This is a genomic window from Streptomyces sp. NBC_00878, assembly GCF_026341515.1.
GTDB lineage: Bacteria > Actinomycetota > Actinomycetes > Streptomycetales > Streptomycetaceae > Streptomyces.
In genome coordinates, this window is record NZ_JAPEOK010000001.1 from 4,501,777 (window position 1) to 4,514,195 (window position 12,419).

The 12,419-nt window shown below is 70.9% G+C and carries 9 protein-coding genes; 4 read left to right on the plus strand and 5 right to left on the minus strand.

What is annotated here, in order from left to right; all coding sequences use genetic code 11:
- Positions 1-28 precede the first annotated feature (28 nt).
- Positions 29-3,583: a BTAD domain-containing putative transcriptional regulator gene (locus OHA11_RS18845; RefSeq protein ID WP_266497797.1), complete on the plus strand. Its 3,555-nt coding sequence runs from the start codon at positions 29-31 to the stop codon at positions 3,581-3,583.
- On the opposite strand, the gene OHA11_RS18850 is transcribed toward OHA11_RS18845, so the two are convergent.
- The 3 genes from OHA11_RS18850 to OHA11_RS18860 form a co-directional block, all read right to left on the minus strand.
- Positions 3,534-4,502: an MIP/aquaporin family protein gene (locus tag OHA11_RS18850; protein WP_266497799.1), complete on the minus strand. Its 969-nt coding sequence runs from the start codon at positions 4,500-4,502 to the stop codon at positions 3,534-3,536. The two genes, OHA11_RS18845 and OHA11_RS18850, sit on opposite strands and share 50 nt — an antisense overlap.
- The gene (locus tag OHA11_RS18855; RefSeq protein ID WP_266497801.1) at positions 4,499-5,236 is read right to left on the minus strand and encodes a YoaK family protein; all 738 of its coding nucleotides are present in this window, start codon (positions 5,234-5,236) and stop codon (positions 4,499-4,501) included. The genes OHA11_RS18850 and OHA11_RS18855 overlap by 4 nt, the downstream gene beginning before the upstream one ends.
- A gap of 114 nt (positions 5,237-5,350) precedes the next feature.
- Complete coding sequence (locus OHA11_RS18860; protein WP_266497803.1) at positions 5,351-6,280, minus strand: LysR family transcriptional regulator; 930 nt, start codon at positions 6,278-6,280, stop codon at positions 5,351-5,353.
- Positions 6,281-6,409: 129 nt separating this feature from the next.
- On the opposite strand from OHA11_RS18860, the gene OHA11_RS18865 reads away from it, so the two are divergent.
- Positions 6,410-8,311 carry an amidohydrolase gene (locus OHA11_RS18865; RefSeq protein ID WP_266507280.1) on the plus strand — a complete coding sequence of 634 codons (1,902 nt, stop codon included), beginning with the start codon at positions 6,410-6,412 and terminating at the stop codon, positions 8,309-8,311.
- 94 nt (positions 8,312-8,405) lie between these two features.
- Here OHA11_RS18865 and OHA11_RS18870 read toward each other — a convergent pair whose 3' ends face one another.
- Both OHA11_RS18870 and OHA11_RS18875 read right to left on the minus strand, forming a co-directional pair.
- Positions 8,406-9,635: a DegT/DnrJ/EryC1/StrS family aminotransferase gene (locus tag OHA11_RS18870; RefSeq protein WP_266497805.1), complete on the minus strand. Its 1,230-nt coding sequence runs from the start codon at positions 9,633-9,635 to the stop codon at positions 8,406-8,408.
- Positions 9,636-9,637: 2 nt separating this feature from the next.
- Positions 9,638-10,921 (minus strand): GNAT family N-acetyltransferase, encoded by a 1,284-nt coding sequence (locus tag OHA11_RS18875; RefSeq protein ID WP_266497807.1) that lies wholly within the window; start codon positions 10,919-10,921, stop codon positions 9,638-9,640.
- Positions 10,922-11,223: 302 nt separating this feature from the next.
- Between OHA11_RS18875 and OHA11_RS18880 the strand changes: the two genes are divergently transcribed.
- A complete protein-coding gene (locus tag OHA11_RS18880) occupies positions 11,224-11,589 on the plus strand; it encodes a PH domain-containing protein (protein ID WP_266497810.1) in 366 nt (121 codons plus the stop codon).
- 254 nt (positions 11,590-11,843) lie between these two features.
- Complete coding sequence (locus OHA11_RS18885) at positions 11,844-12,338, plus strand: glutathione peroxidase (protein ID WP_266497813.1); 495 nt, start codon at positions 11,844-11,846, stop codon at positions 12,336-12,338.
- Positions 12,339-12,419 lie beyond the last annotated feature (81 nt).

Sequence of the window (12,419 nt, forward strand, 5' to 3'; positions counted from 1 at the left end):
ATGATGTGCGGAAACGGGGACTTGAGAGATGGACAGCGAACCTCCTCAGCAACTGCGGGTCGCGGTGCTCGGGCCGTTACTGGCCTGGCGGGACGGAACACCACTGGATCTGGGGCCCGTCAAGCGGCAGGCCGTACTGACCGCGTTGCTGCTCCGGCAGGGTGCTTTGGTGAGCCACGAGCAACTGCTCGACGGGGTATGGGGGTTGGAGCCGCCCGCGGGTGGTCGCAAGGTGCTGCCGACTCACATCAACTCGCTGCGCAGGGTTCTCGACGCGGAGGGCACCCAGCCCGGGGAGTCGGTGATCCGCAGTGGCAAGGGCTGGTACCGCTTCGTCGTCGAAGGGGTCCGGCTCGATACGGCGGAACTGGCCACGCGGAACGACGAGGCGACGCGCACCATGGCGTCCGGCGACCTGGCCACCGCGACGGACCAGTTGTCGGCAGCGCTCGGGCTGTTCCGAGGAGAGCCCTTGGCCAACCTGCCAGGGCCGTTCGCGCAGGACGAGCGGCGGCGACTATGGGAACGCCGACGAACACTGCGCCTGGAGTGGCTCAAGTGCCTGGTCCTGCTGCGCCGGTTCGGTGACGCCCTCGACGACCTCGCCCACCTGTCCGGGGCCGATCGCTACGACGAGTCGCTGTTGGCCTTGCGCGTACGGGCCCTGTACGGCTGCGAACGTCAGGCGGAAGCGCTGAACGCGTACGAGGACATGCGGGTACGGCTGCGTGACGAGCTCGGCGTCGATCCCGGTGAGGAGCTCCGCCGGGTGTACGAGGCGGTGCTGCGTCAGGACGACGCCTACCTCCTCCGTCCGGTGACTCCGGCTGCGGCAATGCAGGTCCGGCCAGGGTCACCAGGGTCACCGGGGACGCCAGGCTCACTGGGATTACCAGGACTACCAGGACTACCGGGGCTACAGGGGCTACAGGGGCTACAGGGGCTACAGGGGCTACAGGGCTCACCAGGATTGCCGGAGTCACCGGAGCGATCCGCTCACCCTGCGCGCGACAGCGCCCCGTTGGTGCCCGCCGAGTTGCCGCACGGCGCCGCGGGCTTCGCCGGTCGCACCGAAGAACTCGCCCAGCTGCACGAGTTGCTTCCGCCGGAACAGGGCCAGGGGCAGCCGAACACCGTGGTGATCTCCGCCATCGGCGGCGCCGCCGGCATCGGCAAGACCGCGCTGGCCGTGCACTGGGCACATCAGGTGCGCGATCGCTTCCCGGACGGCCAGCTGTACGTGAACCTGCACGGGTTCGACCACGACCGGCCGCCCCTCACGCCCGGCGAAGCCCTTGAACTGCTGCTGCGCAGCCTGGGGCTCGCGGCGTCGGAGATCCCCGCGGACGACGAGGCCCAAGGCCGCGTGTACCGGACCGTGTTGGCGGGCCGGCGCCTGCTCGTCCTGCTGGACAACGCGGCCTCGGCCGAACAGGTACGTCCGCTGCTGCCGGGCAGCCCGACCTGCTGCGTCGTCGTCACCAGCCGCAACCGGCTCGGTGATCTGGTCGCCCGCGACGGGGCACACGCCCTGCCGCTGGACCTCCTCCTGCCGGACGAGGCCCGCGCGCTGCTGAGCGAGGCGCTCGGCGCGGACCGGCTCTCCGCCGAACCGCTCGCGGTCGACGAACTGATCCGCCTGTGCGGCAGCCTTCCACTGGCACTGCGCGTGGCCGCCGCCCAGTTGGCGGGCGACCCGGGCCTGCCCCTGGCCGACCTGGTCACGGAGATGTCCGAGGGAAACCGGCTGGAGGCGCTGGAACAGCACGGCCCGGACGGCCCGGACGGCGGCGACAACTCCCCTTTGCGGACGGCCTTTTCCGCGTCGTACGGGGTTCTGGCGCCGACGGCGCGCAGGCTGTTCCGTCTGCTCGGCCTGTTTCCCGGACCCGAGCTCACCGCCGAGGCGGCGGCAGCCCTGCTGGACGCACCGCTCCAGCAGGCCCGCCGCCTGCTCAGTGCCCTGGCCGCCGCCCACCTGATCGAGCCCACGGCAGTGGGCCGCTACCGCTTCCACGACCTCCTCCGCGAGTACGCGCTGGAGCGCGCGCAGGCCGAGGAAGCAGCGGCGGATCGCGACGCCGCGCTCGAACGCGTCCTGCTCTGGTACCTGCACGCCGCTCGCACCACCGGCGGAACCTGGCTCTTCCCGGAACTGCCCCGCGACCTCGACCTCGGCCCCCGCCCCGACGAGGGCCCCGGCCTCGGCCCAGACGAGAACCCCGGCCTCCGCTCCGGCCCCCGCCCCGGCGATCACCCGGGCATGCCCTCCGTCGCCGGAGCCACCCAGTGGCTGGAGGCGGAGCTGGCCAATCTGCTCGCTCTCATCAACCACGCCGCCCGCGTTGGTCCCCGACCCGTCGCCTGGCACCTGGCCAACGCACTGTTCGGCTACTTCTGGATTCATCTGCCGCGGGCGGCGTGGCAGGCCGTCGCCCAGACGGTGCTGGACGCGGCGACAGCGGAAGGCGACCCGTTCGGCCAGGCAGCGATGCACACCAGCCTCGGACTGATCCGGTCGGACCGAGGGCAGGCCAGGCAGGCGTTGGTCCATCACACGCGCGTACTGGACATCAGCCGGACGCTCGGCTGGCCGATAGGCGAGGCAGCGGCTCTCGGCGGCACGAGCCTGGCGGAATGGAACATGGCGCAACTCGACAAGGCGCACGAGCATGTCACCACCGGCCTGCGGATCGCCCGCGCGGCCGGAAATCGTCACCTTGAGGCGTTGAAGTTGGTCATCCTCGGTGTGACCTGCCGGGATCTGGGCCGGTTGAACGAGGCCGCCGATCACCTCGAACTGACCATCAGCCTCAGTACGAAGATCGGCTGGTGGGACGACAGCCTGGCGCTGCAGAATCTGGGCTGGGTCTACTGGGAACTGGGCCGTCTGGCCGACGGCCTCGACATCCTCGGCCCCGAGGTGAACGCTCCCAAGAAGGCCGGACGCCCCAACGCCCGCGCCATGATGCTCGATGCCGTCGCCAAGATCAATATCGAACTCGGCCGTCACGACGAGGCGCTGGAACAGGCCGAGCACGCCTTCGCCCTGGCCAAGAACAGAGGAAGACGCTGGGTGCAGGCCGACATCCTGAACACGGTCGCCGCCGCCCACCGAAAACTGGCACGCTTCGACCGATCGGTCGAGGTCGGTATGCGGTCTCTCGCCCTGGCCAGCGAGGCGAAGTACAGACGGCCCGAAGCGGACAGCATCCTGGGACTCGCCCTCACACACATGCAATTGGGCCGGCACGACCAAGCCCGCAGCTTCGCCAAAGAGGCACTGACCCTGGCCCGTCATCATGGTTTCCGCGTGGTGGAGGGCCACGCCCTGACCGTCATGTGCTGGCTCGCGGAGTCCGAGAACGCGTACGCCCCAGCCGTCGCCCTCGGCCGGAAGGCACTGGCAATACACCGTCGGACCGGCCACCGGCTCGGTGAAGCCCGCACCCTGATGCTCCTCAGCCGCGCTCTCCGACAACGCGACGACGACGTTACCGCTGCCCCTCTGAGGCAACAGGCAGTGGAGATCTTCACGGACGTCGGCGTGCCGCCGAAGGAGTACAAGCACCTCGACTGGTGAGCCCGGTGTGGCGGCGGCGGGCGTTGATCCGCCCGATCACGGCGATCACGACGGTCGCGGCGAACGCTCCGAGCGGAGGCGCGAGCAGGTAGACGGGGAGAAGCGGGAGGGGGAGGTTGGCGGCGAACACGGCCGGGCCGAACTCGCGGGCCGGGTTGGCGATTCCGCCGGACAGCGTGCCGAAGGCGATGATCTGGGCGGCGATCATGGTGCCGACCGCCCAGGGAGTGAAGGGGCGCAGTCGGGGATGGGAGATACCGAGCCCGGCCATGGCCACGATGACGAACATCGTGGCGGCCTCGACGGCGGCGACGGCGGGCCAGGACCAGCCAACGGCCGGACGGATCACGGCGTAGTCCACGGCCGGCGAGGAGATCACCGGTCCCCAGACCAGTCGCCCGGTCGCGACGCCCAGGACCGAGCCGAGTAGCTGACCGGTGATGATCGGAGCGACGTCTCGGCCGGGGGTGCGGCCGTAGCGCCACATCGCGAGGGTGATGGCCGGGTTGACGTGACCGCCCGTCACCCTGCCCCAGGGCGAGAGCATGACAGCGGTGACGACGTACCCGGACAGGGGCGCCACAGCGACCAGCCTGCCCTCGGGCGTGTTCCACCAGCCGCCGGCGGCGGGGTCGAGGGTGCCCATGAGCCAGCGGACCGTGGTGGCCACGGCGAACAACATGAGCGCGGTCAGGGCGAGTTCGAGGAGGGCGGAGCGGAGGGTGGCGGAGCGGAGGGTACGCCGCCACGCGAGGTGGGTCGGCCGAGTCGGCCCGGCGTGGCTCGCGATGTCGGTTCCGGTGCCGATGCCGGTGCCGATGCCGGTGCCGATGCCGGTGCCGGTTCCGGTGCCGGTGCCGGTTCCGGACCGGGGCGACCGCGCGGACGTACCACCACCGTGCACGGAGTTCCTGGTCACAGCTGCTTCGTCCAGGCCGCGTCGGAGCGCGCCAGCACGAACGCGGCGACGGAAGCTGCCACCAGGAGCAGCGCGGCGAACAGCAGCGGCAGGGCCGGGCCGCCGTGCTGGACTGCGACGGCGCCGACGAGGCCGCCGACGAACATCGCTCCGGCCGAGAGCGTACGACGGCCGGCCTTGCTGTCCTTGCCGCCCGCGGCACGGCTGTCCGCGGCGACTCCGGTGATGGTGAGCGTCAGCACGGTCGTGGTCAGGTCGGGTACGGCCAGGGCGCGGGCTGCCGCGTTCTGTACGCCCATGGCGAGGCCGAGGAGCACGATCAAGACGTACTGGACGGTGCCCGCGTACGGGGTGGCGGCGGTGGCCTCGGCGATGCCGTACGCCACCACGACCAGGGCGGTCTCCAGCAGCAGTGCCCGGTGCAGTACCCGTCCTCGGTGGGTGCGGGCCCCGTGGGCGAGACGGCCGCCGAACAGGGCGCCCGCGGCGAACGCGGCGAGTGCCGCGAGCGAGGCGGTCAGGGAGAAGCCGGCCGCGCCGGCGATCGCGAAGCCGGAGAAGACGACGTTGCCGGTCATGTTGGCGACGAAGACGTGGCCGAGGACGAGATAGCTGAAGGCGTCCACGAGACCGGTGACCACGGTCAGCGTGAGCATCAGCGGAGGGAGCGGACCGTGCCGGTCCTCCATGTCGGGGACGACCGTGGCCCATGCGTCCCGCAGTACGGCAGACATGGCAATGCTCCCATTCGCTGGAGGTCTCCCGGTTTCCCGGCTCCTTCAGAGCCTCGCGCGGACGGATCGTTCCGTCCAACATATGGATGTGTGCGCAGCAATCTCAGATGGCGATCAATCCCTGACCGCGTGCCGCTCCACCACTTCGAGGAACGCCGCGGCGGCCGGCGCCAGCCGCTTGCTGTCGTGGACCGCGCAGATGGTGTGCGCCGCCGCCTCGTCCGCGATACGGAGCGCGCGGGCGCCGTACGGCAGGCCGTCTTCGACGTCCGGGCCGGGGAGGGCGTCGCCGCCGAAGACGGACGAGCTCGGTACGACCGTCACGCCGATGCCCCGCGCGGCCAGCCGGACCATGTCCTGGATCTGGCCGACCTGGAAGTGCTGGCCGGGTTCCACTCCGGCGCGGGCGAAGGCGGCCTCGACCTGCCGGCGCAGTCCGCTCCCCCGCGTGAACTGGATGAGCTGGTGGCTCTCCGGCAGGTCGGCGAGGTCGACCACGTCCGCGTCGGCCAGGGCATGGTCGGCGGGCACGATCAGCACGAGCGGGTCGCTGGCCAGGACCAAGTGGTCCAGCCCTTCCGGGACTTGGCGCGGGCCGAGCCCGACGACGGCGATGTCGAGGTCCCCGGCCAGGACCGCGGCGGCCATCTCCAGGCTGGGCGCGTTGGTCACCTGGAAGTCGATGCCCGGGTAGTGGGCGTGATAGTCGGCCATCACCTCGACGAGGTCGACCGAGGAGGCGCGCGTCTGGAGGAGCCCCAGGCGCAGCCGCCCGCGCCGCAGCCCGGAGAGGGCGTCGAGGGCCGCCTGGGCGTTGCCGACATCGGCGAGGATGCGGCGGGCCAGCGGTTCGAGCAGTTCGCCGGCGGCCGTCAGCCGTACGGAGCGGCTGGTGCGGCTGAAGAGCTGGGCGCCCACGTCCTTCTCCAGGCGGGCGATCTGCTGGCTCAGGGCGGACTGGGCGACGTAGCAACTGGCCGCGGCCTGGGTGAAGTTGCGGGTCTCGGCGACGGCGAGGAAGTACTTCAGGTGCCTCAGGTCCATCCCACCCACCCATCTCTCTCACAGATCGATACAACCAGAATCATGTGTTGGACCGATCCATTGTGGCAAACCTAGCGTCGTCGGTGCCACCAGCCGACCGACCGAGGAGCCGAAGTGTCCAGCAGCACCATGCCCGTGGGTGGCATACGCCCGCACGACGGGGTCGAGAACCCCGCCCAGCTCGTCGTCCGCAACGCCCGTATCCACACCGGCGACCCCGCCCGCCCGGCGGCGTCCGCCGTCGCCATCACCGACGGTGTGTTCACCGCCGTAGGAGACGACGCGACCGTAGCCCCGCACATCGGCCCGGCCACCCGCGTCGTGGACGCACTCGGCCGACGCGTGATCCCCGGCCTCAACGACTCCCATCTGCACGTGATCCGGGGCGGGTTGAACTACCTGCTGGAACTGCGCTGGGACGGCGTACGGTCGCTGCGTACCGCCCTGCGCATGCTGCGGGAGCAGGCCGAGCGCACGCCGAAGGGGCAGTGGGTACGGGTAGTCGGCGGCTGGACCGGGGAGCAGTTCGCGGAGAAGCGGCTGCCGACCGTCTCCGAGCTGAACGCCGCCGCCCCCGACACCCCGGTCTTCGTGCTGCACCTCTACCAGTCGGCGATCCTCAACCGGGCCGCGCTGGAGGCGGTGGGCTTCACGCGCGACACCCCGAACCCGCCGGGCGGCGAGATAGTCCGCGACTTCGCGGGCAACCCCACGGGCGTACTGCTCGCCGCGCCCGCGGCCGGGCTGCTGTACTCCACCCTCGCCAAGGGCCCGATCCTCGCCCCCGAGGACCAACTCGGCTCCACCCGCCACTACTTGCGCGAGCTGAACCGCTTCGGCATCACCAGCGCCATCGACGCCGCCGGCGGCTTCCAGAACTTCCCCGACAACTACGCGGCCGTCACCGAGCTGGCCGAGCGCGGCGAGCTGACGGTCCGTATCGCGTACCACCTGTTCCCGCAGACCGCCGGCCAGGAACTCGACGACCTGCGCCGCTGGATCGGCATGGTCAGCCCCGGCGACGGCGACGAGTGGCTGCGCTGCAACGGCGCGGGCGAGAACCTGGCCTGGTCTCCGGCAGACTTCGAGAACTTCGCCGAGCCCCGCCCCGAACTGACCGCCCGCGCCGGCCAGGACCTGGAAGCGGCAGCCCGCCTGCTCCTCTCCAACGGCTGGGGCTTCCGCCTGCACGCCACCTACGACGAGACGATCCGCCAGGACCTGGACGTCTTCGAAAAAATCGCCGCGGACGGCGGCTTCCCGCCGGACACCCGCTGGCTGTTCGACCACGCCGAGACGGTCAGCCGGGAGAGCCTGGAGCGGATCAAGGCCCTCGGCGGAGCCGTCTCCGTCCAGAACCGCATGATGTTCCAGGGCAAGGCGTTCATCGACCGCTACGGCGCGGAGCGTGCCGCGACCGCGCCCCCGATCCGCGCGATGCGCGACACGGGCCTGCTGGTCGCCGCCGGCACGGACGCCACCCGAGTCTCCAGTTACAACCCCTGGCTTTCCCTCTCCTGGCTGGTCACCGGCCGCACCATCGGCGACACCCTCCTCTACCCGGCCGAGAACCGCGTCGACCGCGCCACCGCCCTGGACATGTACACGAGCGCGGGCGCCCACCTGACCGGCGAGGCCGAAGCCAAGGGCACGATCACCGAGGGCAAGTACGGCGACCTGGCGGTCCTGTCCGCCGACTACTTCTCGGTCGCCGACGAGGACATCGACCGCATCGAGTCCTTGCTCACCGTGGCCGGCGGCAAGATCGTGTACGCGACCGGCGACTACGAGCAGACCGCCGCCCCGCTCCCGGAGATCAGCCCGGCCTGGAGCCCGGTCGCCCGCTTCGGCGGCTTCCAGACCGCATCGGGCGTACGGCAGGACCGCGCGTCGGGCGTACGGCAGGCGCACGCCTTCGCCGAGGCGGCCGCCGACTCCGACGACCAGCGCACCTGGCGCGAACGCCGCGGCGACTTCGACCACGTACCGCGACTCGGCAACGCACTCGACCCGCTGGACGGCTGCTTCTGACCAGCCCTCAGTGGCCCAAGAGATCTGCTTCTGGGGCCACTCGGGCGACTGAACCACTGAACCACTGGGCCACTGGGCCACTGAGCGGCGTACGTCATTGGCCCAGCGGCGCCGGTGGCGTCGTATCAGGAACAGGCGTCGAGGTCGGTGGGTGTGCCGTTGTCGTGTGTTCCGTTGTCAGGGCGTCGGTGAGAGAGCCTGCCAGGAGCGGGTCCGCCGGGAGGACGTGGGCGGCGAACCAGCGCGCGGGCGTCGGGTCGGGGGACGGGTCGACGAACTCCGTGCCCGCGTAGTCGTCGAGCGGAGGGTCGTAGATGTAGCCGGTGACCACGCCGTGATTCACCAGGCGGTCCACGAGGGCGTCGCGGTCGTGGACCAGGAGCGGGACCCGGACGAGGGGGAGCGGACTGCCCCGTGCCGCGCGGTCGCTGAGGGCCGGGGAGGCCCAGGGGGTGGCGGAGAGGAGACCGACCCCCGCCCTGCGCCGGGCGAGGTTGTCGTCGAGCCGGGCCATCCTGAGCGCCAACTGGCCGCGGACCAGGGCCCCGTGGCGGCTCCGGTAGTCGTGGAGGTCGACGCGGATCCACGGTTCGTACGCCATCAGGCTCGGCGCCTCGCGCGCGGCGGCGGAGAGCAGGGGCGCGCGCAGGGGCATGCGGAAGTCGTCGCGTTCGAGGAGGCCGAGGCGTTGCATCGTCCGCCAGGCCGGGCGTACCAGGTGGAGGGTGCGGACGCCCGAGCGTGCCAGCGGGCGGAGCGCGGTGGCCAGGTCGGCCGCCAGGCGGCCCGGGGTCAGGAGGTCGTCCCGCAGCAGCTCCAGCTCACGGCGAGTGCGAGCGTCCTCCACCGCGAGGAAGCCGCCCGCCTTCGCCGCCACGTGCTTGGAGAGGCTGAAGGCCGCCGCCTTTCCGAACGTCCCGATCGGCTGCCCGTCCAGGTGCGTACCGATCGCGTGCGCCGCGTCCTCGATCAGCGGTATGCCCAACTCCTCGCAGCGCAGGCGTAGTTCGACGACCCGGTCCGGCATGCCGTACAGGTTCGTGGTGAGAACGGCGTCCACGCCGCGCCAGGTGGCCTCCGGTACGGCGGCCGGGTCGATGTTGCCGTCCAGAGCGGACACGGGGGCCTGCACCGGGCGCAGTCCGGCCGCGAGGACGACGAAGAGGATCACGTCGTCGTTCACCGGGGACATCAGCACGCGCGCGCCCGGCCGGCACCAGCGTCGCAGCGCCAGGTACAGCGCCAGCCGTGCCGAGGGCGTGTAGACGCACTCCCGTCCGAGTCGACGTGCCATCGTCGCGGCGAGCCGCGATCCGTACGGCATCGTCACCGCTTCCGACGCAAGCGCGCGTTGCCTTGCGGGTTCGGGTTGCCTTGCGGGTTCGGGTTGCCTTGCGGGTTCGGGTTTCCTTGCGGGTTCGGGTTTCCTTGCGGGTTCGGGTTTCCTTGCGGGTCCGCACCGGAGCCCGACCGGGCAGCCGATCGGCCAGTCGATTGGGCGGTCGACTGGCCGGACCGGCCCGACGTACGCAGCGTGCCGACCGTCTTCAGCAGCCGGTCGGCCGGTTCCCGCAGTCGCGGGTGCGCCAGGACCGTGTTCCGCAGGCCGCGTACCGGCCTGCGCCACAGGCGATGTGCCGCCGCCACCGGGTGGGGGCGGGTCGCGAACCCTTCGCCCACCCGCAGCTCGCGGGTCTTGAGCCAGTCCTTCCACTCCTTGTCGCCGCGCCCCAGGTCCATGAGCCGCACGCCGTCCCGGCCGGCGGCCTCGGCCATGCGGAGGTGCATGATCAGGCCGGGCGAGTAGTACTGGAGGTCGGGGTCGTACGCGGTGAACCACGGCGCGAACACCGTGCGCGACCGCGGCCCGAAGTGCGCGGCCACCGGCCGGTCGCCCGCGTACACCACGGACAGCACCCCGGTGAAGTGCTCCTCGCGGACCTGGAACAGCTGCTCCACGAGCTCCACGATCCACGGCCGCGCGAACCGGTCCATCCGTCCCGTCCTGCGGTACTGGGCGGACTTCCACCGCATGAGCGTGCGCAGCGCCGCCGGATCGCGCTCGTCGAAGACGAACCGCATCTCGCCCAGGTCGCGCGCCAGCCGGCGTTCCTTCTTCAGCGTCGTCTTGGCCAGCCCCGGGTACGCGCCGCGCAGCCACTCCGCGTAGCCGGCGTCGTCGCCGTCCTTCAGGTCGATGGCCGGTGAGGCGAACGTCCCCGTGACGTACGCCCCGAAGGGTTTCTGCTCCTCGACGAGGTGGTCGAACTCGAAGACCGAGAGCCCGCAGGCCCGCAGCAGTTCCCGGGTGTCCCAGGTGACGCCGGGCCGGTGCACGAGGGCCTGGGCGTCGGAGAGACCGAGTCCGATGGCCCGGCCCACCCCTAAGGCGTTGCGCTCGTACGGGAGGAAGCCGACGGCCTCTTCGCCCTCGTGCAGGACCGCCACCCGCGCTCCGCCGCGGTGCCGGCCGATCCCCGCCGCGAACTCCGGTGCCAGGAAAGGGTTCGCGTAGTCCGGTGACTCGTCCATCGCGCGGTGCCAGGCCCGGCGCAGTGGGATGCTCAGTTCCTCGGGTCTGTGGATCGTGATGGTGCTCATGGACCGCACGGGCGCCCCCCCATTCCCCCATGACGCGCTCTCCGCGTCCTGCCCCCGCCCCGAACTGTTCGACGGGGCTCAAACGTCGCGAAACAGTACGCACGCTGTCAAGGGTGGTGTGAGTAATGGAAGCGTACGGATCGGACTGTCCGGTCCGCACCCGGTCCGCACCCGGTCCCCACCCGGGACGAGCCACCGCCGGTCACCACCCGCCTCAGGTGAACGGGTGCCCTGATTGCCCTACAGTACGAGGATCTTGTGCATCACGATCCGGTCCGCATCCGGTTCCACACATCCAACGGGGGCACATCATGGCGCTGTTCGGAAACGCGCACACCGTCGATCCGGCGAAGGCCCAGCACGACTACGCGCGACTGCTCGGGCAGGACGAGCAGGTGTACGCCGCGTACCTGCTGATTCGCGACACGATCCTCTTCACCGACCGCCGTCTCATCCTGGTGGACAAGCAGGGCATCACCGGCAAGAAGACGGAGTACCACTCCGTCCCCTACCGCAGCATCACCCACTTCGCCGTCGAGACCGCGGGCCACTTCGACCTCGACGCCGAGCTGAAGATCTGGATCTCCGGCACCCCGGCGCCGATCGAGAAGACCTTCACCAAGGGCGTGGACATCTACGAAGTCCAGGCGATCCTCACGCAGTTCGTGGCGCGCTAGGGGGTGTTTCGAAAGTCCCGCACAGCACCCACGGCGCCCGGCACGCACCCTCGCCGCACCGGCCAAAGGCCCAAGTACGTCCAGTACGAGGGCCTTCGTCCGGCACGCCGAGGGCACGCACCGGACACCGCGGGCACCGCACGGGACTTTCGAAACACCCCCTAGGCCCCACGGCGGGCCGCCGCGCTGACTGCCCCCTTCGGACGGTGCGGGGCGCCACCCGTGCCCCTTCGGAGCGGAGTTAGCATCCGTTCATGACTACCGACTCAGTTCTCGACGTCGACATCGATGCCCTGCAGGGCGGTTCCGCGGACCTCGGCCAGTACAAGGGACAGGCCCTGCTCATCGTCAACGTGGCCTCCAAGTGCGGGCTCACGCCGCAGTACGCGGGCCTGGAGCGACTGCAGGAGCGGTTCGCCGCCCAGGGCTTCACCGTGCTCGGGGTGCCCTGCAACCAGTTCATGGGCCAGGAGCCCGGCACGTCCGAGGAGATCGCGGAGTTCTGCTCGGCGACGTACGGCGTGACCTTCCCGATGACCGAGAAGGTCGACGTGAACGGGGAGGGGCGGCACGCGCTGTACGAGCGGCTCACCGGTTTCGCGGACGGCGAGGGGCACAGCGGCGACATCCGCTGGAACTTCGAGAAGTTCCTGATCGGCCGCGACGGCACGGTGGTCGCCCGCTTCTCCCCGCAGACCGAGCCGGAGTCCGCCGAGGTCGTCTCGGCGGTCGAGGCACTCGTCGCCTGACGCGCCGGGACTCATCGCCTGACGTCCCGGGACTCGTCGCCTGACGCGCCGGGTCTCGTCCCCCCGCCCCGGCGGCGCTCG

Excerpts from the sequence above, each read along its gene's own strand:
- OHA11_RS18845 (WP_266497797.1), top strand. The coding sequence starts at position 29 with ATGGACAGCGAACCTCCTCAGCAACTGCGGGTCGCGGTGCTCGGGCCG.
- OHA11_RS18855 (WP_266497801.1), bottom strand. The coding sequence starts at position 5,236 with ATGTCTGCCGTACTGCGGGACGCATGGGCCACGGTCGTCCCCGACATG.
- OHA11_RS18860 (WP_266497803.1), bottom strand. The coding sequence starts at position 6,280 with ATGGACCTGAGGCACCTGAAGTACTTCCTCGCCGTCGCCGAGACCCGC.
- OHA11_RS18865 (WP_266507280.1), top strand. The coding sequence starts at position 6,410 with ATGCCCGTGGGTGGCATACGCCCGCACGACGGGGTCGAGAACCCCGCC.
- OHA11_RS18870 (WP_266497805.1), bottom strand. The coding sequence starts at position 9,635 with ATGCCGTACGGATCGCGGCTCGCCGCGACGATGGCACGTCGACTCGGA.
- OHA11_RS18880 (WP_266497810.1), top strand. The coding sequence starts at position 11,224 with ATGGCGCTGTTCGGAAACGCGCACACCGTCGATCCGGCGAAGGCCCAG.
- OHA11_RS18885 (WP_266497813.1), top strand. The coding sequence starts at position 11,844 with ATGACTACCGACTCAGTTCTCGACGTCGACATCGATGCCCTGCAGGGC.